We start from the raw sequence: 25,223 nt of genomic DNA, 5'->3' as shown, positions 1-25,223 counted from the left end.
AACTTATGAATGAAAAGAAACTTCATCACTCCTGCTGTACTGGAAGTCGAGCAGAAGTACAGAGTGACTTAGGAAAAGGAGAAAACGTAAAAAAACGCGAATTTTCTAAAAGAGAGCGGATTAAATTCCGTAATAAGTTGATATATATCCCGGGCGGGGAGTTTCTGATGGGGACAAATGATGAGGAAGGCTTTATATCCGATGGGGAAGGTCCTACTCGGTCTGTGAAATTATCCCCTTATTATATTGATTCTCATACAGTGACGAACGAAGAATTTGCACAGTTTGTCGAAGAAACAGGATACCGTACAGAAGCTGAAATATTCGGTTGGTCATTTGTATTCTATAAATTCCTTCCTAAAGATACTGAAATGAAAGTACAGCAGTTGCCTTCAACCCCTTGGTGGTATGCGGCGGAAGGCGCGTATTGGTTCCAGCCGGAAGGGAAGGAATCTTCTATTGAAGAGCGAATGGATCACCCGGTCATTCACGTTTCTTGGAATGATGCCATGGAATTTTGTAACTGGTCAGGAAAGCGGTTACCTACAGAAGCTGAATGGGAAATGGCAGCTCGTGGTGGGTTAGAGCAGAAGAAATTTCCATGGGGAGACGAATTGACTCCTGGTGGAAAGCATTACTGTAATATTTGGCAAGGAGAATTTCCAAAAGTTAACACAGAAGAAGACGGATTTGTCGGAACAGCTCCATCTCAGTCTTTTCCACCGAATGGGTATGGTCTATATAACACGGCAGGAAATGTATGGGAGTGGTGCTCTGACTGGTTTGCAAAAACCTCTGACTTAATTTCTATAGTGAACCCGAGAGGGCCAGTAAAAGGTGAAGCGAAAGTAATACGTGGAGGCTCGTATCTATGCCATCCATCATATTGTAATCGATACAGAGTAGCTGCACGAAGTTCCAACACGATCGACAGCTCTAGCGGAAATATGGGATTTAGGTGTGTAGTTGATGCGAATAGTTAAAGGTATCTTATTCAATAATAAGAGCTGCAGGTGAGTAACCTATGAATATAGAAAGCTTACGAATGTTTTGCCGTGTGGTAGACGAAGGAAGCATTAGTAAAGCGGCGCGATTGGGGTTCGTATCCCAACCTGCTGTTACCAGGCAAATCAGACAATTGGAAAATCAATATGGTTTGTCGCTATTCGACCGAAATAATGGGAAATTAAAGTTAACGAAGGCCGGAAAGGTACTTTATCCCTATGCCCGAGAAATCATTGAGTTAGATCATATTTCTCATGAAGCGATGCAAGAAGTCCTTGGAAATCAGGAAACAGTATTGAATGTTGGGGCCAGTTTAACAATCGGTGAATATTTGTTGCCCGGTTTATTGGGACGATTTAGCAAACTTTATCCAGATATAAAATTCAGCCTGTTGATTGGGAATACACCGTATATGTTATCCAAGTTAGACGCCAATGAAATTGATATTGCAATGGTTGAAAGTGAAGTGAAGAGTAAAGAATATAATATCCAAAAAATTGCTGATGATGAATTGGTTCTCGTGAGTTCCTTCAGGCATTCATGGAGCAAGAAGGATGTCATCAGTATTGACGACCTGGCAGGGGAAAAGATGATATGGAGGGAGAAAGATTCAGGGACGAGACTGATTGTGGAAAATGCTCTCCGAAAGAGAGGAATACTTCATAAGATCACTGATGAGATGGAACTAGGGAGTATGCAGTCCATTAAAAGTGCTGTAGAAGCTGACTTAGGTGTTAGTATTCTCCCTAGAATTACCATTCAAAAAGAATTGAAATATGGAACATTGAGAGAAATTCCGGTAAAAGATTTCACCTTGATGAGAGATTTGTGGATTGTGCAAAAGCTACATCGTTTCAAAAAAAGATCACAGTCAAATTTTGAAAAATTTATATTAAAGTAATCCATTAGTATGGGGACAAATACTAGTTAATAAGTAAAAAACTATAATCTGTTTGAAAGGAACAGAATTAGACATAGAATAAAATTCTTTGAGAAAGTACGTATCCTGGCTACTTGTTACTTTTGTTGAACCATGTAAATTTGGTTCAACCTTTTTTATTAAAAAGAGAATTTTATATTTCGACAATGTTAATTAATTCTCATAATGATTTCTATGGACATAAGTATTAATTCAATATAGAGGCAATACAACTGATATTTCTTAAGTTGTAACAAAGCTACTCAAATTAATTCCCTAAGATTGTACAGGAAAACAAGAATATTTAACGTTGAATATTAATAAAGTGGAAGGTTAAACTGAATAGCCTAAATGAAAAAACAGATATATTATTTCCAACTATTCCTAAATTTCAAAGGCGTTGTACCTACTCTTTTTTTAAATAAATTAATGTAATGGGTAACATTATCAATCCCAATTTGATACGTAATTTCATTAATGGGTAAATCAGTATACTTTAATAAATCCTTAGATTTATTTATTCTTGTTTCGATCAAATACTCAATAGGAGTAATACCTACGGAGGATTTAAATGTTTTCGCTATTTGATATTTGTTTAATTTATATCTCCTAGAAAGGTCATCTAAGGTTATTTTTTTTGAATAATTTTCTTCAAAAAACGATTGTATATCAAAAATGTATGTGGGTATTTTGGTTTCATCGTTGTAATTTGATCGTGTCTTTTCGATCATTAATAGCGTTAGAAGATTTACGATTTCCCTAGCCGTAATGATTTCAAGACTTCTAGTCTTATGCTTTTGTAAATTTATCATGGTACGAATGATATTTTGAGCTGTATTATCTTTAACCGTAGTACATACATTGTGATCTTGTGAAAAATCTAAATAATAATCCTCTACTTGACTCCCGTTAATATGAACCCAGTAAAATTCCCATAGTTCTTTACTAGTTTGATAATATTGATGATTTCTACAATCTATAAAGCATATTGTATTTGGTTCTAATAAATATTCTTCATTTTGATAGAACAGCCTCCCTTTACCGTTTCGTGTATAAATAATCAAATAGGACTCAAGGTTATGTCTCTCTGTAAAGTAAGATGAATATGCTTTAAAGTGTCCAACTTCCTGAATGTATAAATAAGAATTTACAGTATGTTTTGACGGGTTTAGTGAGAGCCTCAAAGAATCCTCCGTCCAATCAAAAGAACCATCTTCTAACCAAGCAGACAAAGTAATTCCCCCTTTTTTAAATTATGTAATATCCAAGTTAATTCCACCAAGATACTATTATTTTTTCACAATATAAGTCGATGTTATTACAAATGAAAACGCGTACAATTATGATAATTCAGATAATAAGGAGGGTAAAGATGTCTCAAGTAAATACATTAATAAAATATGATAAACCTAAAATCGGTCTCTATTCAACCGGTCTTAATGCATATTGGGAGCAGTTCCCTGGTCTAAAAAAAAGGTTGATGGGTTACGGTAAATTTCTTGAAGCTAATATGAGCGAGTGGGGTGAGATTTATAACTTCGGATTGGTTGACTCAGCAGATAAAGGAAGAGAGGCTGGAAATTATTTTAACACAAATAATGTAGATATTATATTTGTACATGCAGCCACCTATGCAACGAGTTCTATGATCCTGCCGATTCACCAACGATCGAACGCAAAAGTAATTATTCTAAGTTTACAGCCGACTGATCAATTAAATTACAAAGAAACAAATACTGAAGAATGGTTAGCTAATTGTGGAGCTTGCCCTGTTCCAGAATTCGCAAACGCTTTTAACCGTTCGGGTATTGAATACAAAGTAGTAAGTGGCTTGTTAGGCCTTGACAAGTCATCGGATATTTCTGTTGCAAACGAAGTAACAAAAAGTCATCCACAGGCAATTCGTGCTTGGAAAGAAATTAAGGACTGGATTCAGGCCGCATATGTAAAATGTGTATTAAATAATGCGAAATTTGGTTTTTTAGGCAATACCTATAATGGGATGCTTGATTTATATAGTGATTTTACCATGATTCAAGCGCAAACGGGCATTCAAGTGGATGTTTTGGAAATGTGTGACCTTAATGAAATAATGCAGAAGGTAACAGATGCAGAGATAAGACAGAAAGAAAAACAAGTGAAGGATATGTTTCTAATAAGTGAAGACTCTCCTTCAGAAAAACTAGCAAAGAAACCGACTAAGGAAGCATTGAATTGGTCATATCGTGTAGCGGCCGCTCAAGAGAAATTAGTGAATGAAAGAAAGCTAGATGGTTTAACTTATTATTACCACGGAGCACCTGCCAATGCTTATGAGAAACTGCAAAGTGGATTTATTGTAGGTAATTCTCTTCTTACTGCGCGAAATGTTCCGGCAGCTGGCGAGGGTGATCTAAAAACAAATATTGCGATGAAAATGTGTGACATTCTTGGAGTAGGTGGAAGTTTTTGTGAAGTAGTTACCACAGACTACGTACATGAAACGATTTTATTGGGACATGATGGTCCATTTCACTTGGATATATCTAATGGCAAACCTGTGCTGAGAGGTATGGGGTTGTACCATGGTAAACAAGGAAGTGGTGTTTCAGTAGAGGCTAAAGTTAAATCTGGTCCTATTACAACGCTTGGTTTGACACAAACTTGGGATGGAAAATTAAAAATGATTATCAGTGAAGGAGAAGCAACTAATGACGAGGTAATGAAAATAGGAAACACACAAACACATGTGAAATTTAATAATGATCCTGATACTTATTTTGAAAGATGGTTTGAAGAAGCTCCAACTCACCATTGTGCAATGTCAGTAGGGAAGAATGCAAGTTTATTTAAAAAAGTAGGAGATTTAATGAAAATAAAAACAGTTGTTATTTAAATTAAACTAAGATGTAATTACAATTCATAGTTTCAATAGAATGAAGTATAAGATCAAATAGGCTAGACTAGTTGCACATGAGAAATTTAGAAAGATAAGCTCACCCCATGAAAACAAACACAAACAAAATTAATGATCTTTGTTTGTGTTGACTTAGTTGGGTTTTGAGTGTAATATAATAGCTAATAGATGTAGGAATATTACAAAAATTAAGAAAATTAATTATATTAAAGGGGGGTATGCGGTTCAACTGGAATTTTTATCTTTTAATTAGAGTGTGGGTCTAGCTGGGTATTCAACATGATCATAAGTGTTGAATAAATTGATAGCGCTTCCATAATTATTAAATCTATTTGATTTTTTGTGAAATATGTTAGGGAAAGGTTATCAATATTAAAAATTTATAAGGGGGCGATTTGAATGAAAGGTTTTAAAAGAAAATCTGTTAGAAACCTGGGACTAACTAGTTTTATTTTAGTGATGCTACTCATATTTAGTGGTTGTTCAGGATCAAATGACACTAATAACTCAGAAGTGGAAGGATCTGAAACTGGTACGTTAAGAATAGCAATAAGAGATTATTTAACTGATGAGGCTGAGAAAGTGATAGCCGCATTTGAGGAAAAGAATCCAAATATTAATGTTGAGCTCGAACCTTGGCCCACAGAAGAAGAACAATATAGACAGAAGATCACAACTAATCTTGCAGCAGATAATCTACCTGATATCATGGCAAGTTGGGGAGGAATGGTCACCTTTTTTGCAGATGCTGGAGTTACTTTGAACTTAGATGAAATGCTAGAGTCTGATTCTGAATTAAAGAAAGATTCATTTGAAGAAGCATTTTTAAATACGGGTAAGTCTTTTGGTAGCAAAACGAAAGATGAGGTACATATGCTACCGCTAGGAGCTGATGCTGTAGTTATTTTTTATAACAAAAGGTTGTTTGATGAAGCCAATGAACCTTATCCAACAAGCGACTGGGATTACGATGAGTTTATTGATGTTTCTAGAAAACTAACTAAAAAAGATGAGAGTGGTAATATAACAACTTATGGAGCAAATATTAGATATAAGTGGCTGTCTGTTTATCAACCGGTATTAAAAAACTTCGGAGGGGACCTGGTTAATGATGCAGGAGATAAGGCAGTTTTTGATAGCCCTGAAGCAATAAAGGGATGGAAAGCGCTTTTAGAACCTGCGAAGGAGGGAATATTTGTCCCTTTGTCGGTTCAAAACGATATGGGGAGCGACAATGCTCCGTTTTTAGCTGGCAAAGCAGCTATGCACACTGGAGTTAGGGCCCAGGTACCAATGGTAAGAAATAGTTTGGAAGACGATTGGGATGTTGTAGAACTACCTTATATCAACGGTGAAAAGAAAGTCGGGGCAGGGGCTGTTGGATTCTCAATATCATCTGGCACAAAAAATAAAGAAGAAGCGTGGAAATTCATGGAGTTCATTTACGATGCTGAAGGCGGCATGAAGATATTTGCAGAGAATTATTCTGTAGTTCCACCGATAAAGTCACTATATGATAGCGCGTTTTGGACTGACCTACCAGGTCCCCCTTACTCAAATGAAGTTTTTACTGACACTTTAAAGTATTCCGTTACTTCACCTCCTTTACCGGTCGAAGCGGGTGGTACATTTAAAAGTGCAATCGATGAAGCTTTAGAAACATATTTATTGAGTGAAGAAGCAAATTTAGAAAAGGTGATGAAGAGTGCTGCAGATAAAGCAACTAAGGGACTCAATAATTAGGAGAAATTTATGATGAAACTAGGTGCTGGGGAATGCTCCCAGTACCTAATATTAAAAATTGATTGAGGTGAGTGATCACAGTGAGCAGTACGTCTGAAAAATATTTTACTCATATGAAAAAAGGTTTTAAGAATAGAGATAATTGGTGGGCACTATTATTTCATCTTCCAAATCTGCTTCTTTTTTCAATTTTCACTTTTATTCCAATTGTATTTGCTATTGTCCTTTCATTTTATAATTGGAATGTAGTAGAATCGCCAACTTTTATAGGAATAGACAATTTCATTAAATTTTTTCATGATGAGAGAGCAGTTACTGGATTGAAATTAAACATTCTACTCATTTTATATTCAGTACCAACTGCCGTTATTATTAGTTTTTTAATGGCAGTCTTGATTAATCGTAAGATGGTGGGAGTAAATATATTAAAGACTATGTATTTTTTTCCTATTATCATATCCTTGGTTTCTTCAGCGGTTATTTGGAAATGGATTTATTCGAAAAACTTTGGGATTTTAAATTACTTCTTAAATTTGTTCGGCATTCCTTCTGTTGATTGGTTAGGGGATGATCGTACAGCATTAATAGCTGTAGCAATCGTTATCATATGGAAACATATTCCTGCTACACTTATCATTTATATGGCAGCTTTACAGAGCGTACCCAAGCATTTATACGAAGCAGCCTCTTTAGATGGTGCTAGTTCATGGAAGAAAATGATTTATATAACTTGGCCAATGGTTTCAAATGCGACATTAATTTTATTTATATTAAATATGATTTGGACGTTTTTTGGATCGTTTGATGCAATTTCGGTATTAACCCAGGGCGGTCCATATGGTTCTACGAATATTCTTATTTATTACTTGTATGAAAAAGCATTTGTTGAGCTTCAGTTAGGATATGCATCTGCTCTTGGTACAGTTTTAATTGTCATCTCGCTCATAATAACATGGGTGCAATTTTCATTGAATAAAAGAGGTGAAGGATAATGAACTTAGAGTGGATAAAAAAGAAGATCGTCGTTTTATTAGCATGGCTGTTAGGTTTTGCTATGTTCTTCCCTTTTATATGGTTATTCATTACTTCGATTAAACCTTCGGAAGAAGTGTATCTTTTCCCACCAGAGTTTATTCCTTCTACTATAGAATGGGTTAATTACTTGTTGGCTTGGGATGAATTAGGACTACAGACTTTTATTAATAGTACTATATTTACTAGTGCGGTTTTAATTGGACAAGCCATTATGTGTTTATTGTCCGGCTTTGCATTAGCAAAAATACCATCAAAGGGTCAAAAAGTATTTTTTATTCTACTTTTGATTTCCATGATGGTACCTAATCATGTTAGTCTCGTTCCGACTTTTGTGATTATTAAGAATTTGGATTGGATTAATACTTATCAAGGCCTCATTATTCCTATGATGGCGCAAACTGGTTTTGGAACGTTTTTATTTAGACAGTTTTTAGCTGAAATTCCTGATGAGATGGTTGAGTCAGCAAAAATGGATGGTGCGAATTGGTTTAGAATTTTTATTTCAATTTTTCTCCCTTTAAGTAAACCTATCGTAGCTACCTTCTCTTGTCTAACTTTTCTAACTGCCTGGAATATGTATCTATGGCCACTAGTTTTAACACAAGATACAGATCTTTGGGTACTTACATTAAAACTAGCAGAAATGGGTTCAGAATATTCTTCTGCACCGTGGAACGTTTTGATGGCTGCAAACTTATTAGCTGCTTTACCGGTAATTATTATTTTCTTATCTGCTCAACGCTTCTTTGTTGAAAGTTTAGCGTCAACTGGTATGAAAAACTAATGATTATTAAATTCAAAAAACATTTACTTAATGAGTCTGGAGAGAGAATAGATGGATTATAAAGTAGAAAGTCTGAGGTGTGAGTACAGAAAAAATCCAATCGGCTTAGACGTGAAACGACCAAGGATTAGTTGGAAAATAAGTTCCAATTATAGAGGTGTTGTTCAAGTAGCATACCAAATTCAAGTTGCTGTAAATGATCGGAATCTTTCGTCAGTCTTTTGGGATTCAGGAAAAGTAGAATCCGATCAATCAGTTCATATTTTGTATAAGGGGCCTGATTTGTCATCTCGTACAAGATATTACTATCGTGTCAGAGTTTGGTGCAATGATTCGAAAGTATCTGAGTGGAGTGATGTGAACTTTTGGGAAATGGGGTTTTTGGACAAAAGTGAATGGTCAGGGAGTTGGATAACAGGAGAGTTCTTTCCTAAATCCACCAATATCGATTCGTGTCTCATGCTTCGTAAGACATTCACTTTTAATAAGAAGGTTAGAAAAGCGAGGTTGTATGCATCTGCTCTAGGTTTATATGAAATCCATCTTAATGGACAGAGGATAGGTGATTGGCTTTTTACCCCTGGATGGACTTCTTACAATAAGAGGCTACAATATCAAACATATGATGTTACTGAGTTATTGAATAATGAAGTGAATGCTATAGGGGCCCATATTGGAAATGGATGGTATAAAGGTAACCTAGCCTTTCAAGATCAGCGAAATATATATGGTCAAGAATTAGCACTATTATGCCAGTTACATATTATTTTTGAGGATGGCACTGAAGATATAGTTGTAACGGATGAGCATTGGAAAGTCGCTACTGGACCGGTATTAATGTCAGAGATTTACCACGGGGAAACCTATGATGCACGGTTAGAGAGGGAGGGATGGACCCAGTCAGATTATCTAGACTCAGATTGGGCAGGAGTAAAGGTCATCGACCATTCGAAGGACGTACTGATAGCTCAAGAAAATATGCCTACACGCGTCATAGAAGAATTAAATCCAGCTTCCATTATAAGAACACCTTCGGGGGAAACGGTGTTAGATATAGGGCAAAATATGGTAGGGTGGATTCACTTTAAGGTGAATGGAGTACGTGGGAAAAAAATCACACTACAACATGCAGAAGTACTTGATAAAGAGGGGAATTTTTATGTTGGTAATTTAAGGGCGGCGAAACAAACTATAAACTATGTGTTAAAAGGTGGCGGGGAAGAGGAATACGAGCCTTATTTTTCTTTCTATGGCTTTCGCTATGTGAAAATAGAAGGATGGCCAGGAGAATTTGATCTGAATGATTTTACTGCTAAAGTGATTCATTCAGATAATCAAATTACAGGAACATTCGTTTGTTCAGATCATATGATCAATCAATTGCAACAAAATATTGTATGGAGTCAGAAAGGCAATTTTCTTGATGTTCCAACCGATTGTCCTCAAAGAGATGAAAGACTAGGTTGGACTGGGGATGCTCATGTTTTTATGCGAACAGCTTCTTTCAACATGAATACAGCTTTATTTTTCACGAAGTGGCTGCGAGATCTAAAGGCTGACCAATTACCAAATGGAGGGGTGCCTCATGTCATACCACATGTACTTCGTGATGAAGACCATTCTTCATCAGCCTGGGGGGACGCAGCAGTTATAGGCCCCTGGACACTCTATGTCTGTTATGGAGATAAACGAATACTAGAGGAACAATATGAAAGTATGAAGGATTGGATAGAGTATATACGAAATCAAGGAGAGAACGAGTATCTTTGGAATACTGGTTTCCATTTCGGTGATTGGCTTGGTTTAGATGCGAAAGAGGATAGTTATGAAGGTGCAACTCCTAAGGATTTGATAGCAACAGCATTTTACGCTTATTCAACACACTTGCTTGGAGAAGTAGCTCGCCTATTAAATTACAATGGAGATGCAGAAAAGTACGTACTTCTTCATCATAATATTCTTGACCATTTCCGCAATGAGTTCACCACTTCAAATGGTAGTTTAATAGCCAATACTCAAACTGCGCATGTATTGGCTCTAATGTTTGACCTCCTGCAAATAGAAGATCGTCCAAAAGTAGCGGACGCATTAGCTAATTTAATAATAGAAAACAATATTCATTTAACAACTGGGTTTGTCGGAACGCCATATATATGTCACGTATTGTCACGTTTTGGATACAGTGATCTAGCTTATAAATTAGTGTTTCAAAAAGATTATCCCTCATGGCTTTATTCAATAAATAAAGGAGCTACGACAATTTGGGAACATTGGGATGGCATCAAAGAGGATGGTTCTTTTTGGAGTGATGATATGAATTCGTTTAATCACTATGCTTATGGAGCGGTAGGAGACTGGTTATATCGTTCAGTTGCTGGTATAGATACAACAATAAGTCAACCTGGCTACAAACATATTAATATAAGCCCTAGTTTTGAAAAAGAGTTAAGTTGGGTTAAAGCTAGCTACGAAAGTATGTATGGCACAATTCGATCGGAATGGAAAAAGCTTTCAAAGGGTATGGAGATCAGTTTGGCTATACCCCCTAATACAAAGGCAACGGTCATATTGAAGGGGATAAGTAATAGAGAAATAATAGAGAGAGATGACTCGGTTATAATTGATATGGAAGGTTTGTTGGATTGGAATTTTGACGAGGGAAATATCACATTACAATTAGGATCAGGTGAATATAATTTTATTATTTAAATATAAAGTTCAATAAGATATTTCTATGTAACTTTTTTAGTTCAAACATAACTCTTTTAAGATCTATAATATCTCAAAAAATATACAATTACAGTCTGAAAGATAAGTGAAATAATCTATTAGAAGTGTTCGTTTTACTATTGTAAAGGGGTTGATAGACTTGAAGCCAAATATTATATTTTTAATGACTGACCAACAAAGATGGGATTGTATAGGAAGATACAATAAACATATTCATACTCCAAATATTGATCGATTAGCTGATGATGGAATTGTATACAGCCAAGCGACATGCCAAGCGCCAATGTGTGTCCCAAGCCGCTATTCCATGATGTATGGTTTATATCCGTCACAACTAGGCGTGCGAACTAACTATGATGGTATTACAGATGAAAAGGCTTTACCTGCAGACCCTCTTCCGGAGCTCATGCGAAAAGCAGGTTACCAGACCGCAGGATTTGGTAAGACTCATTGGAATCATAATACAGATGAAATTGAGGAACCATCCACACGGGGATTCGAGCATCGCGCAGTCGGGTTGACTCGATCGAATGGTCACTACGAACAAGGTGCTGTCATGATGGGGGAAACGCATCCGGAGCGGATGCAAGCCTACACGGATGAAACCAAAGATTATGGAGCGGGAGAAGAGAATTCAAATGGGTATATCGGCCGCACCAGCGAAATTCCAATGAACTATCATCGCGATGGGTGGGTAGCTGAAAAATGTTTGCAATTTATTGAAGAAGACAGGATAGATACAGAAAGACCATTGTTTTTGTATTTGTCGTTTTTGAAACCACATGCAGGTTTTAATGTTCCTAAAGAATTTGAGGATCTTTATAGCCTTGAATCCATCCCTGACATAGAGCAGCCACCCTGGGATATGGAAGCGGATACGCATCTCTCATCAACGGATGCTCTGAACCCTGAAAGTCTTGAGGATTATCATGAGAAGCGAGATGTATGGGAGGCAATGAGCCCACTAGAACGCCGGCGCACAACGTTGAGATATTGGGCAAATTGTTCATGGCTGGATCATTATTTCGGTCAGGTTTTAGAAAGTTTGCGGGAGCATGGTGCGCTAGACAATGCTTTGATCGTATTCTGTTCGGATCATGGGGAGATGTTGGGTGAACGACGTTTCCGTTTTTCGAAATATTGCTTATATGAAAGCAGTGTACGTGTTCCGCTTATTCTATCAGGTTCTTTTATTCATCAAAACAAACGTGGAATCACAGATGATAGGCCAGCCGAGTTGACAGATCTCGTACCTACGTTATCTACCGTTGCAGGCTTGAAACGGAATCCGATGCTTCCTGGTCTTAACTTACTGGATGATCAGTTACGGAAGGGTTCGTTTTGTGAATTTCATGGTAAAGGAGTACCGGTTCATGCTGCTCCAGCATATATGTGGAGAACAAGTGAATGGAAACTGATTCTTTATTTAGAAGGTGCAATTGGGGATGCTGGAGAGGCTTCCCATGAAATTCAAGGGGAACTTTATCATATAGTAAAAGATCCTAGAGAGTTTGTTAATTTATATTCAAATGATGAATTTGCCAGAATCCGAGAACAATTGAAGACAGAACTGTTAATGCACTTGGCAGTTGTTTGGGCAAAATCTCCAGCTTTTAACAGTCTGAGAGGAAAAGTGGGGTTAGAACCGTTGCAAAGTTAAATCAATTACTGGATCTAATGTCTGAATATTCAGATGAATAAAATATATTATGTGCTAATAGATTTAAACTGATCTTTATATTAACGAATTTTTTAGCAAGTTATAACTTTGGGGTTTTACAACGTAGGAGGGAGTAGGTATATGGAAGATTATATAGAATTGAAAGAGCAGTTCACCTCAACTTCTCCGCCGAGTAGTCTTTTTCCATTGCTATGGTTGCATGGCGACCCACGAGAGGATGCATCTTCAATTCGTCAAGAAATTGCTGCCATGGATGAAGGTGGGTGTGGAGGATTTATTATTGAATCACGTCCGCATCGTGATTATTTGGGAGATGGTTGGTGGAGAGATCTTGACATTTGCATAGATGAAGCGAAGAAAAGAGGTATGAAGGTCTGGATATTTGATGAAGAATATTATCCATCAGGTATTGCAGGTGGTAAAGTGCTCCAGAGTATGCCTGAGGCTCGAATGAAAGTGCTCGTTAAAGAGTCTATATATTGGAGTGCTTTGGAAGACGAATTTGACAAAAATAACTTTAATGATTGGGAAATGATATTTAAATATATGTGTGTACCTTACGATACAAAAGGTGTTCTCCAATGGAGTTTGGGTATACGTTTTAATGAAATAGAGGATTTGTTGTCATGGCAGTCCTCGGAGGTAAATGAACCGTCATCTTGGATGATCCATGTAATAGGTATAAAACCATCGTGGAGCGGTCGAATGTATGATAAAATGGTCGATTACCTTGATCCAAATGTTACCGATTGTTTTATTAATTTAACATATGAGAAAACAAAGGAACGTTACGGTCATATTTTTGGTGATATTATCCAAGGATTCTTTGGCGATGAGACAAGCTTTGAAAATTTTGCTTCCTATGATGTTTTATTTGGTGAAGATACCCCTTGTATGCCTTGGACACGATCTATGCGTGAGGCGTTTTACAAAAATAAAGGATATGACTTATTCGATGAAATTGAGTGGCTGTGGTACGAGCATACTGACGGTCGTGCTGCTAGGGTGCGTTTCGACTTTATGGATACGATTACCCAACTATTCTCTCAGAATTTTTTTGCAAGAATCCAATCTTGGTGCCATACAGAAGGAGTAAGTTTTATTGGGCATGTAGTTGAAGATAACCAAGCTCACATGCACCATGGGTATGGAGTTGGGCATTACTTTCGTGCAACTCGCCACTTTGATATGGGTGGCTATGATTTCGTACTGCGTCAAGTTGATTCAGAGCAAAAGTTGGAGCCTTACGAAGAAAATTACCCTCAATTTTCTCACTATCGAGAAGCCTCAAATCCTGATTTTTTTCATTACACACTGGGTAAGCTGGCACAATCTCAGGCCCATCTTGAAATAGGAACCGATTTGGTTATGTGTGAGAATTTTGGAGCTTATGGTTGGGACCTTGGTCTTCGGGAGATGAAATGGTTGACAGATTGGATGACCGTACGCGGTACAAATTGGTATGTTCCGCATGCATTTTCTCCTATCTTTCCGGATGTAGATTGTCCACCACATTTTTATGCAGGCGGTAATAACCCGCAGTGGAAATTTTTTAGAAAATGGGCCGACTATGCTAACAGATCTTGCCTTATGCTAAAGCGTTCAGAGCACGTATCAAAGATCGCTGTATTGTATCCGGCTGAGTCTCATTGGGCTGGTGATGAAACTTTGCTTGATAAGGTTACTAAGGAACTAATGAAAGATCAATATGATTTTGACATCCTTTCAATGGATTTATTAATGAATCATGATCGGTGTCGTCTTGTAGAAGGTAAGTTATGTATTGCTCAGCATCAGTTTTCATGTGTTATTTTGCCTGGAATAGAAACTCTGCCAGTAGAGGTCCTCGAAAGACTTCTGCAATTTCGCGATTCTGGGGGACTTCTCCTTCAGGTAGAGTGCGGAGTAAAGAAAGACTGTAGGGGAAATCATCCTCTGATAAATTCATTAATTTTATCTTTAACCGAGAAGGAAGTACCTGTTAGTTTATGCAATTTGACTGATATTCTTGATCACTATCCATACTTGAGAAGCTTGCAATTGAAGAATGAATTCCCTGAACTTCGTTTTTGCCACTATCAAGGGAGGGAACTTGATATCTTCTTTGTCAATAATGAGAGCTTACAATCAGTATTTGAGGATACGGTTATTTTTAGCGCTTCCGGAACGCCAGAAATATGGGATGCGATGAGCGGTACAGTCATTAAATTGCCTGTTTACCATCATGTCGGTGAGAAAACGTTTATTTCGATGAGATTAGCTCCTTATGAGGGAGTATTTATTGTATTCCGTCCGAATGGTCTTGACGATCGCGACGTGCCGATAGGTAATATTAAATATGATGATTTTATAACTACAGATGATCGAGATAACCTAGTACATGCATCTGAAGAGTACGCTCTTCCCCTAACTGACTGGAAAAGCACTCATATCACCAGCCCTATCTCATCCTTAGACGATGGTAACGCCCTTCCGCATCCTGGAAACTGGATTACGCAAGAAGGATTCGAATCTTTTTGTGGTACGATATCTTATGAATGTGAATTTATGATGAATAGCGTATTGGTGGAAAGGATTTATAATGGTCATGCAAGCATAGATCTTGGTGAAGTTCATGAAACGGCTAAAATGAGAATCAACGACCATAAGTTGTCTATAAAGATATGCCCTCCGTATGTTTGGAAGGTGCCAAAAAATGTATTGCAGGAAGGGAAAAACATACTAATAGTCGAGGTAACGAATACGCTTGGAGCTGCAGTTAATAGTGATTTTAATCGAATCCATCCAGCTCCTGCTGGTTTGATGGGTCCTGCTAAGTTGGTGATTTACTAGACACAATAATGGCTGAAGACCCCCATGCCTTTTAACACAGTTCTTTTAAATGAGGTTGTACGACAAACAGCATTGGTTAGTAAAACATTTGGATAATTTTGGTATATTAATAGAATAGAAGTGAGTTTCCCCTAAATTAAAAGTTAACAAAACCATGGGAGGGAGCTCACTGGTCTATATAAATAATAATCCCAAAATATTAGATACTCTTTGATATATAGGTAAAATGAGATAACTAACGTATTTAAGGAGAGATAACCTTATGGAAATGAACGGCTTAATGGGAGTCTTATACCGAATTTCTGAATGGATTATGAGAATAGCATATATCAATATTCTATGGCTAGCGTTTACTATTGCAGGACTAGTGTTTCTTGGTATTTTTCCAGCAACCACAGGTATTTTTGCAGTGGCTAGAAAATGGCGATTAGGTGATACACATATACCTATTTTTAAAACTTTCTGGAAATCATATCGAAGTGAATTTATAAGATCAAATGTATTAGGATATTTAGTTGTTATTATAGGTTTGATCTTGTATCTCGATTTAAGAATTGTTCAAAATATTGATGGCTGGTTATCAACGTTGTTGTTCATTCTACTGTTCTCGTTGATTTTTATTTATTTTTTTATTGTGATATTCCTATTTCCGGTTTTAGTACATTTTAACTCAAAAACTTTTCAATATTTAAAGAATGCCATTTTTGTAAGTATTGCTTATCCTATTCATACTGTGCTCATGCTTATAACGTCTTTTCTTCTTATAGTTATGAATGTTAAGTTTCCGATTTTGCTTCCATATTTTTCTGTCAGTATTTTAATAGTTTCAATAATGTTTATTGGTTATGATGCATTTCGAAGACTAGAAGAGAAAGAAAATAATTATTAAAAATAATAGCTGAGGATGAATAGTTCTCTTTTTTATCTCCCGGATTGCTTGTCCTGTCCATAGGAAAAGTTAGCAGACAAACCGCTTCTTTTTCTATTTGATAATTTAAATGATGGTTAAACCTTAAAACTACTATCCAGAAATCACTTTCTGTCAGTAAATGACATAATTTTTTGAGATTAATCGCTTGGGAAATCATAGTTAAATAAAGAGCTAGCGTATAATATGCGAGGAGGACCTGGTATGAACGCAAAAAAACCTAATGTTGTATATATCTTCAGTGATCAACATCGAGCTGATGCTGTAGGATATGAGAATGATCCCAATGTTAAGACACCAAATATGGATAAATTAGCAGATACGTCACTACAATTTTCCACAGCTGTATCTTGCATGCCAGTATGCGCGCCGTATCGTGCAAGTTTAATGACCGGACAATACCCATTAACTCACGGGGTATTTTTAAATGATGCTCAATTAAGCAATCAAGCCGTGTCTCTAGGCAAAGCTTTTAAAGATGGAGGTTATAGTACAGCTTACATTGGAAAATGGCATTTAGATGGCCCAAATAGAAGTGAGTTTATTCCCCGAGAAAGGAGACAGGGTTTTGATCATTGGTGTGTGTTGAATTGTACTCACGATTACAATGAATCAAAATATTACGACAATGAAAGTGTGTTAAAGCAATGGGAAGGTTACGATGCATTCGCTCAGACCAAAGAAGCGCAACGTTATATCTCTGAATATAATGATGATAAGTCTTTTATACTTGTCCTGTCGTGGGGACCGCCGCATGATCCTTATAAAACCGCTCCGAAAAATTATCAGGATATGTATGATCCACAACAAATAACTTTAAAGGAAAATATCCCAGAAGCATATAAAGAAAAGGCCAGGGAGGAGTTAGCAGGTTATTATGCCCACATTTCTGCCTTAGATGATTGTATTGGTGACTTAATGCAAACAGTGAAAGACAAAGGGATATTAGAGGATACAATATTTATATACACGTCCGATCATGGGGACATGCTCCACTCTCATGGAGAAACACGAAAGCAAAGACCTTGGGATGAATCGATACGTGTGCCGTTTTTACTTCAATACTCGCGTGAATTCGATGATAATGCAAGAAAAGTTAGCATTCCATTTAACACACCAGATATTATGCCTACCTTGCTTGGATTATGCGATCTGCCTATTCCTGAGACGGTGGAAGGGACCAATTATGCCCCACATCTCCGTGGAGAAATGACACTTCAAATTGATGAAGCATTGATTATGTGTCCACACCCTTTTGGGGAATTTGTTCGAGCCAATAATGGGAGAGAGTATCGAGGAATTCGGACAGAACGTTATACTTATGTAAAGGATTTGAACGGGCCATGGCTCTTGTATGACAATAAAGAGGACCCATTGCAAACAGAAAATTTAGTTGATCTACATGAATATGAACAGCTTCAAAAAGATTTGGATCAAAGATTAATGCGGTTATTAAAACAGAGAAATGATGATTTTTTACCTGGAGAAGCCTATATTAACAAGTGGGGATATGAAGTTGACCAAGAAGGAACGATCCCATTCAAGTTGTGATGTTGACGCGTGTGTATATCTTCAATGATAGTTAAGTGTCTTATATGTTACAAGGCATACGTTTTTCTAGATTGTAATTATACTAGGTTTCATTGTGATCAAAAACTTTGCCATCTAACTATGGGAAGACAATATGTCTCTCTTAAAGTGAAAGAAGCCAGATGAAATAATAAGACATTAACACTACTTTACAAGAAAGATGGCGAAAATAGAGAGGTCGATTTCCTATGCTTGTGGCAGAAAGGCAGCAAAAAATTGTAGATGCCGTCAATGAAAAAAATAGCCTTCGTGTAAGTGAATTAAGTCAAATGTTTTCTGTAACGGAAGAAACGATAAGGCGGGATTTAGAGAAGCTTGAAAAGGATAAAAAATTAAGAAGAAGTCATGGAGGAGCCGTTAAAATAAACCAAAGCTCTCATGAGATTCCTTACTCAGAAAGAAAGGTTATCAATGTCCAAGAGAAAAAAGATATTGGTATTGAAGCGGTAAAACATGTAGTTGAAGGGGATAGCCTTATCTTAGATGCGAGTACTACAGCATATTACATGGCTAAAGCCTTACCGAATGTTCCTTTAACTGTGGTTACGAATTCAGTTAAAGTTGCAATTGAATTAAGTGAGAAGAAAGAAATTACAATCATATCAACCGGTGGAATACTAAATACAAGGTCAATGGCCTATTTAGGGCCTCTAGCAGAATCATCTTTAGATGATTACCATGTCAATAAAGCATTTATATCTTGTAAAGGTATTCACTTAGTAAGAGGTATCAGTGAATCCAATGAACAACAAGCACGTATCAAGCGAAAAATGCTAGAAAGTGCGGAGATCAATTTTGTAATGGTGGATCATAGCAAATTTGGGATTCAGGCATTCTCTCGATTTGCGGAATTGGATATAGTTGATCATATTCTGTCTGATCAAAAAATAGATAACGAAATCTTTCAGAAATTATCGGAACGTTCTATGAATGTGATTCGTGTCGGGACATAATTATAAGAAAGACTTAGAGTCAAAGTGAATTTATCAATCTATATATGTGAGATTAAATTGGAAAGCTAAACGTATTCAGGATATTTGATTTCGATTATATATATTGTGTTATCACAACTCCTTTGTCTTTTGTGGCAACAAAGGGGTGCAATTTTTCTGAAGAATATTATCCTCAAATAAATGGGTATACGGATTATGAATAAAAAACGAGTTAGCTCCTTGTTGAAGAAAATTGTGAAGATGAATCTATTGTTTTTATATCAATGTACATTTAATTAAATGATATTTATGAAAAACCCTCTTGCTCCAGCAAGAGGGTTTTTCATACAGATAATGGAAGAGGTTCCACTACTAATAGAGAAAGCCAGATGATCCATTTTGCCACTTTCGTAATATAAGGATAAAGACTGTGAGATTTTTAGTATACTTGAGTTAGTAACAAATTAGATAACATATACTTCATATAATATGGTCTTACTGACACAACGTAAGTTAAAGGGGGAAGAGCTCATGAATATAAAGCGGATTCATACAGGCTATTTACTAGGCTTATCGCTGCTTATCAGTAGCATCATCTATTTCTTCGCATCGAATTGGCAAGGAATCGAGCGGGTGGAAAAGATCGGGCTTGCGATTGGACTGATGTTGTTGTTCTTTATTGTAGCGACAATCCTTAGTCGTTTTCAGCATTCACACCGATTTCTAGAAAGATGGCTCTGGCTGACTGGAACGATTGCGTTTGGAGTTAGCGTGGCGCTTATTGGTCAAACGTATAATTCACATGCCGATTCGTATCTCCTGTATCTGATCTCGCTGGTTCCAGCGCTCGTATTTGGTGCACTTACGGGATATAAAGCGTTTTATGTCTTAGGTTTTTTATTAAGTCAGCTCGCTTTTTATTTCTATGTGTTTCCATCATCCTATTTTCCAGATTGGGAGCCAGAGACAGCCCTGATTCTAGTATTCATCTATTTACTATTCACTCAGGCTTGGTTTTTTCTGTCGCGTTCCTCATGGCTCCGTTCTAATTGGATCATGTTCGGTAGCTTTTGTTTCATTCAATATGTCTTTATCGCTTCTAGTTTTGGCTACTGGGAATACAGCACGATTATGGCATGGCTTTATGTCGGCTACGGATTAATCAGCGTATTTCTTTGGAAACATCGTGAAGAAAAGGAACTGTTTATCTTATCGGGGATTGCACTAGGATTATTTTTATTCGGGAAAATGTTAGAAGGGTTAGGCGATACGTTGGGGGATCTTCTGCCGTTTTTCTTACTAATTGTTGTTGGGTTAATTGTTTTTCTGACTGTTAAGTATCTTCCTAGATTAGAACTAAGTGAACAGGGTTCCGAAACTCGGAAGCGCGTGTTTAAATCATCCTTACTCTTTGTTGTGACTGTAGTCAGTACAGTGATGTTAATCTCCGCCTTTTCAGGTATCATATATCTAATCTTCAGCTGGGACAACGCACTTGCACTTATGTTTTCATCTCTTTTTTTATTGTTAGTACCAGGTCTCGCATTAAAAGAGAAAATCCCGTTTTTATCAAATATCCTCCTGCTGTCTGGGTTATCAATCTTAGCATTAGCTAACTTAATAGATGCCTTTTCCAATCGTTTTCAACCTGAAACGATCATTGTTATGTTCATCTCTTTCGGTATGATTGGAGTCGTACTTAAACTCATTGCGAACCCCTGGATTGGTTCGTATGCCTATCTGCTCGCAAACGGAGTACTTCTTTTATTTCTCTTTAAAATGGAAGAATCACTTATTTCGTTGGATTCCTACGAACCGCTACTGTTGCTCGTTCTTATCGTTGGTAACGGATTGATTCATATTCTCGGACGTGATGGATGGTTCAATCGCAACGCGCTCGTTTATAGTATCGTGCCACTGTTTATCTTAACGTTCTTCTTTGAAGGACAGTGGTTATATTGGCTTTTAAATAGTGTGTTTCTTCTTCTATCCACGCTACTTGTCTTTTACAAACCTTGGCAGTCGAACCCATTTCGCTATTGGATAGGGCTCGTGTTATGGTATGCGTTTCTGTTCTACAAGTACTATGACATCGCATGGTCGCTCGTTCATAAATCGATCACGCTATTGGTAGCTGGTCTTCTTGTATTAGTCATTACGCGAACGGTATCACGAAAGTACACACAAACGACTGATGAAGAACCCACTTTCGTCGCAAGTAGATGGAAATTAATCTGGTTGGTTGTCATTCTGATGATTTCGTTCGTCACCTATAATGGCGTCAAAAATGAGGTAGCGCTTCAATCTGGGAAAGAGATTCGTCTTGCTCTTGCACCTGTTGATCCCCGCTCGATGTTACAAGGGGATTATGTGACGCTTCGCTACGATATTTCAACGTTGTCAGGTGCCGTTCTTCCAGCTAACAAGAAAATAAAAGTTGTTCTCGCTTCTACTTCGGATGGAAGTTATGAGTATGGAGGGTATTACAAAATCGAAGGTGATTGGAATAAATCATATGAACCTTCTGATGACGATATTATCGTGAATGGCACCACCTATTCTGATCATGATGTCCAATATGGTATAGAGAGTTTCTTTATTCCGGAAGGAGCGGGGAGTACATTCGAAGGTAAAACGACAGCCAGTATTAAAGTAAGCGAATCTGGAAATGCAATACTCATAGATTTAGACTAAAATGAGAAAAGCCACTTTGTTTTAAGGTGGCTTTTCTCATTGGATATTTACGTGAAATATTTTAAGCCTGCTTCTTCTACCTGGTATGTTAAATCTACATAATTATCTAAAGAAGTGGGAATTTGGTGAGTTCTTTTTCATTGATATATCTCAATATGCTTAATCTTATAATCCCCATATTCATCTGTTACGACATAATAGTCTTTGATCCGCTCATATATGCTCCATTCCCCAGCTGCATTCATAAAATCAAAAACTTCATAGGTGCTCACGATCGCTTGATCAGTCTGCATGTCAATATGGGTTACATCATTTAACGTGAATTTAAAGATCATTCCCTGACCGCTTATCTCGTCTAGATAGTTAGCCATTTCATGATAGGCCTGACTGTCATACAAAAGCTGGTCTTCAATATAACCAAAGTTTTCGTCTCGCAATGCCGTTTCATAGTTCCCTCTAAAATTGATGATAAAGTTAGCGAGCCTTGCTTCATCATATGGAACATCGTACGTGTCTTCTTCCTCTTCTGCATATTCATCATACGCTGAAACCTCATTGTAGAAGTTAAAGGTGCTGGCGACTTCATTTTCATCCATTGGCGATTGCGACCAGTTTGTTAAGAGATCCGTCATTGTGTATATTGGGATTGAGAAGGCAATCGACTCATCGCTCGTTAAAAGGGCGGAGTTGATGCCAATCACTTTTCCTGTCTTTCCATCTAACAATGGACCTCCGCTGCTCCCGGGTGAAACTTGGGCATCGATTTGGTAGACGTTTTCGTATTGAAATTCGGATGCAAATGAACGGTCAAGCCCGGTGAGATATCCGATTGATGCTGTGTTTTCTAACCCTTGGGGGCTTCCAAGTGCGATTACTTCTGTTCCAACTTCTGATTCTTTCATTTCCATCTCCAAAGGAGAAGTACCTTTTAAATTCTGTACTTCAATTAAAGCGACATCATACTGATTAGAGATGCCAATCACCTTGCCACTCATTTCTTGGCCATTCTGATCGCGCAAGATGACATCAATATAGCCAGCCACCACATGAGCATTGGTTACAACTGTTCCATTATCCTGAAACAAGAAGCCAGACCCGAGACTATCCTCCGTTAAAATGGTATACACTCTTGTTTGTGCTTCACGTATGATTTCTTTCTTATCTTTTTCTGTGGATGTTTGAGGGGAAGGAACTTTCTGTTCTGTCGTGCTTTTTTTCTGAGTAACGTTTGGTGATGTGGTTGCACTTGCTTCTTTTTCATCTTCTACTAGTTTCGTAGACTCAGCGATTTTTTCGACTGGGGTTTGAATCGTTTCTTTCGTTCGTTCTTTATCAAGAACGAAAGCGTAAATAAAGACACCGCTCATTAATAAAAAGGTAAGGATGATACCGGTCAACCACCATCGGTTTCTCTGCTGATATCTCGTATAAGAGTGGCCACACTGGCTGCAAAACCGAGCATTTTCTATGTTTTTCGTCCCGCACTTTAGACAAAACATAATCATCTCCTCCTTCATATTCTTTGTTGATTATTATACCTTAATTAAAAGTATGAGAGGGGTCAAAAATAGAATATATAGGAAGTAATGTAGAAACAGCGAAAGAGAACGGACGATCATTTGAATTTGTACTCGCTCAGTTTAGTAGGAATTTCATCACACTTTTACCCCACTCTTATTAGGTTATATTTCCTATTTATCCAGAAAACGAGACCTCCTAATTGCGCATCAAATAGAAGAGGAGTAAAGTGTCTCGATGTTAGAAGTCTTTATAAGAAAGGGTGGATGAAATGATGAAAGATGGCTTTGTGAAAGTGAATGATGTCAACCTTCATTACGTAACAGAAGGAGAAGGCGAACTGATGCTGTTTCTCCATGGTTTCCCTTATTTCTGGTACAATTGGCATCATCAAATGGAAGAGTTTTCGAAAGATTACCGTGTCGTTGCTGTTGATATGAGAGGGTACAACGTATCTGACAAACCTGAAGGGGTTTCTTCATATGATATGTCCATTCTAGTCGAGGATGTAAAACAGTTGATTGAAGCGTTTGGGGAGAAGGACTGCGTTTTAATCGCCCATGACTGGGGCGGAGCGGTAGCTTGGACGTTAGCTTACACCTCACCTGAATATGTGAACAAACTAATCATGTTCGATGCGCCTCACCCGTATACATTTAGACGAGAGCTAGCAGAGAACCCAGGGCAGAGAGAAGATAGTAGTTATATGGCATTTTTCCAGCGACCTGATTCTCATGAAGCGCTGGTTGAAAATAATGCAGAGCGATTAAGAAAGATGATGACGATTCCTGGAAAGAAAAAAGGTTATTTAACCGAAGAGGATGAGGAGAAATACATAGAGGCTTGGACACAGCCGGATGCGATGAAGTCAATGCTTAACTATTACCGGGCTATTTCTTTCTATCCGTTCGAAGAGCACGTACAAAAGCCATTGGAACTTCCGTATCAAATGTTTGATTCGCCAACGTTAATCATTTGGGGCGATGCAGATCCCGCTTTTGAAAACAGCAATCTGGACGGGTTAGAAGAGTATGTTAGTGATCTTACAATTCACCGAATGGAAGGCGTAAGCCATGCCCCGCATCACGAAAAACCGGAAGTGGTTAACCACTATATGCGCGACTTTTTAAAAAGTAAGAGATGATGAGGAGGGCTGTCCCTGTTAGGGGGCAGCCTTTTTGCTACTCTAATAGTCATTGAAGTATTAGCCTAATCCTGCCCCATAAAATGCAAGAAAAAAGCAAGATCCGCTTCAAGGTGTTTCTTCATTAGTTCTTCTGCTTCTTCTGGATTCCGGTTTCTGATTGCCTGGCAAATCTGATCATGTTCATCAATCAAATGTGGCCGCTTATGGTAGACAACAGTTTTACGAAAGAGGTATATGATCGATTGCATTCGATCCATTATTTTAATCATTACTTTGTTGTTGTTCGTGTCTAAAATAATTTCGTGAAATGCTTTGTTAGCTTTCATAATTTCTTCGGTTCTACCATTTCGTCCGATGTCTACACATTTTTGTAGCTCTTCAATCGCTTCTTCACTCATATATGTAGCCGAAGCGCGCGCAGCAAACCCTTCTAAAAGAATACGGACTTGAAAGATTTCTCTCATATCTTTTTCAGTTGGGAGGACGACTCGTTTATCCTGAATCAAATCTTCTTGCTCAAGCTTACGAATTGCCTCTCTTATTGGAGTACGACTCACACCAAGTTCTTTAGCCAGCTTTTCTTCTGTCAACTTTGTGCCGCCTGCAATCTCTCCGTTTAACACTTTATCTCGAATACTCTCATAGGCATGCTGATAAGCCGATTGTGAAGCATTTTTTTTCATAATAAACTCCTGCTAATAACAATTTAGTTTCTTAATGAACTATTTATTTACCAATTCTCTACCTTGAATTATAGAGTGAAACTCTCCAAATGAAAAGTGATCAATA

General features: G+C 37.5%; 17 protein-coding genes. 14 read left to right on the top strand and 3 right to left on the bottom strand.

The features are described from left to right. Positions 1–5: 5 nt before the first annotated feature. Positions 6–983 (top strand): formylglycine-generating enzyme family protein, encoded by a 978-nt coding sequence (locus AC0VYV_RS17175; RefSeq protein ID WP_283153774.1) that lies wholly within the window; start codon positions 6–8, stop codon positions 981–983. A 41-nt stretch (positions 984–1,024) separates the two neighbouring features. Next, positions 1,025–1,906, top strand: a complete 882-nt coding sequence (locus AC0VYV_RS17170; protein ID WP_430241685.1) for a LysR family transcriptional regulator — start codon at positions 1,025–1,027, stop codon at positions 1,904–1,906. A gap of 386 nt (positions 1,907–2,292) precedes the next feature. Here the strand turns inward: AC0VYV_RS17170 and AC0VYV_RS17165 are convergent, their stop codons facing one another. Further along, positions 2,293–3,156: an AraC family transcriptional regulator gene (locus tag AC0VYV_RS17165; RefSeq protein WP_475372819.1), complete on the bottom strand. Its 864-nt coding sequence runs from the start codon at positions 3,154–3,156 to the stop codon at positions 2,293–2,295. A gap of 140 nt (positions 3,157–3,296) precedes the next feature. Here AC0VYV_RS17165 and AC0VYV_RS17160 point away from each other — a divergent pair, with 140 nt between their 5' ends. The 11 genes from AC0VYV_RS17160 (at position 3,297) to AC0VYV_RS17110 (ending at position 21,769) form a co-directional block, all read left to right on the top strand. Further along, positions 3,297–4,799, top strand: a complete 1,503-nt coding sequence (locus AC0VYV_RS17160) for a hypothetical protein (RefSeq protein WP_475372818.1) — start codon at positions 3,297–3,299, stop codon at positions 4,797–4,799. A 420-nt stretch (positions 4,800–5,219) separates the two neighbouring features. Beyond that, positions 5,220–6,563, top strand: coding sequence for an ABC transporter substrate-binding protein (locus AC0VYV_RS17155; RefSeq protein WP_430241679.1), 1,344 nt, complete (start codon positions 5,220–5,222; stop codon positions 6,561–6,563). An 80-nt stretch (positions 6,564–6,643) separates the two neighbouring features. Next, positions 6,644–7,555 carry a carbohydrate ABC transporter permease gene (locus AC0VYV_RS17150; RefSeq protein ID WP_224882545.1) on the top strand — a complete coding sequence of 304 codons (912 nt, stop codon included), beginning with the start codon at positions 6,644–6,646 and terminating at the stop codon, positions 7,553–7,555. Further along, positions 7,555–8,382 (top strand): carbohydrate ABC transporter permease, encoded by an 828-nt coding sequence (locus AC0VYV_RS17145; protein ID WP_224882546.1) that lies wholly within the window; start codon positions 7,555–7,557, stop codon positions 8,380–8,382. The genes AC0VYV_RS17150 and AC0VYV_RS17145 overlap by 1 nt, the downstream gene beginning before the upstream one ends. 51 nt (positions 8,383–8,433) lie before the next feature. Then, positions 8,434–11,091, top strand: coding sequence for a family 78 glycoside hydrolase catalytic domain (locus AC0VYV_RS17140; protein WP_475374014.1), 2,658 nt, complete (start codon positions 8,434–8,436; stop codon positions 11,089–11,091). A gap of 160 nt (positions 11,092–11,251) precedes the next feature. After that, on the top strand, positions 11,252–12,772 hold the full coding sequence (locus AC0VYV_RS17135) for a sulfatase family protein (RefSeq protein ID WP_475374013.1): 1,521 nt from the start codon (positions 11,252–11,254) through the stop codon (positions 12,770–12,772). Positions 12,773–12,913: 141 nt separating this feature from the next. Beyond that, a complete protein-coding gene (locus AC0VYV_RS17130; protein WP_430241673.1) occupies positions 12,914–15,625 on the top strand; it encodes a glycosyl hydrolase in 2,712 nt (903 codons plus the stop codon). A gap of 262 nt (positions 15,626–15,887) precedes the next feature. Next, the gene (locus tag AC0VYV_RS17125; RefSeq protein WP_430241671.1) at positions 15,888–16,514 is read left to right on the top strand and encodes a YesL family protein; all 627 of its coding nucleotides are present in this window, start codon (positions 15,888–15,890) and stop codon (positions 16,512–16,514) included. A 243-nt stretch (positions 16,515–16,757) separates the two neighbouring features. Further along, positions 16,758–18,104, top strand: a complete 1,347-nt coding sequence (locus tag AC0VYV_RS17120) for a sulfatase family protein (protein WP_430241669.1) — start codon at positions 16,758–16,760, stop codon at positions 18,102–18,104. Between the two features lie 227 nt (positions 18,105–18,331). Continuing rightward, positions 18,332–19,096 carry a DeoR/GlpR family DNA-binding transcription regulator gene (locus AC0VYV_RS17115; RefSeq protein WP_430241667.1) on the top strand — a complete coding sequence of 255 codons (765 nt, stop codon included), beginning with the start codon at positions 18,332–18,334 and terminating at the stop codon, positions 19,094–19,096. A 510-nt stretch (positions 19,097–19,606) separates the two neighbouring features. Then, positions 19,607–21,769, top strand: a complete 2,163-nt coding sequence (locus tag AC0VYV_RS17110) for a GDYXXLXY domain-containing protein (protein ID WP_475374012.1) — start codon at positions 19,607–19,609, stop codon at positions 21,767–21,769. 137 nt (positions 21,770–21,906) lie between these two features. Here the strand turns inward: AC0VYV_RS17110 and AC0VYV_RS17105 are convergent, their stop codons facing one another. After that, positions 21,907–23,268, bottom strand: a complete 1,362-nt coding sequence (locus AC0VYV_RS17105) for a trypsin-like peptidase domain-containing protein (protein WP_475374011.1) — start codon at positions 23,266–23,268, stop codon at positions 21,907–21,909. 293 nt (positions 23,269–23,561) lie between these two features. On the opposite strand from AC0VYV_RS17105, the gene AC0VYV_RS17100 reads away from it, so the two are divergent. Next, on the top strand, positions 23,562–24,431 hold the full coding sequence (locus AC0VYV_RS17100) for an alpha/beta fold hydrolase (RefSeq protein ID WP_475374010.1): 870 nt from the start codon (positions 23,562–23,564) through the stop codon (positions 24,429–24,431). 65 nt (positions 24,432–24,496) lie between these two features. On the opposite strand, the gene AC0VYV_RS17095 is transcribed toward AC0VYV_RS17100, so the two are convergent. Continuing rightward, a complete protein-coding gene (locus AC0VYV_RS17095) occupies positions 24,497–25,117 on the bottom strand; it encodes a GntR family transcriptional regulator (protein ID WP_430241659.1) in 621 nt (206 codons plus the stop codon). Positions 25,118–25,223 lie beyond the last annotated feature (106 nt).

It is taken from the genome of Anaerobacillus sp. QJM3NY_17 (assembly GCF_056173665.1).
This window is presented reverse-complemented; position numbering and strand designations above follow the sequence as displayed.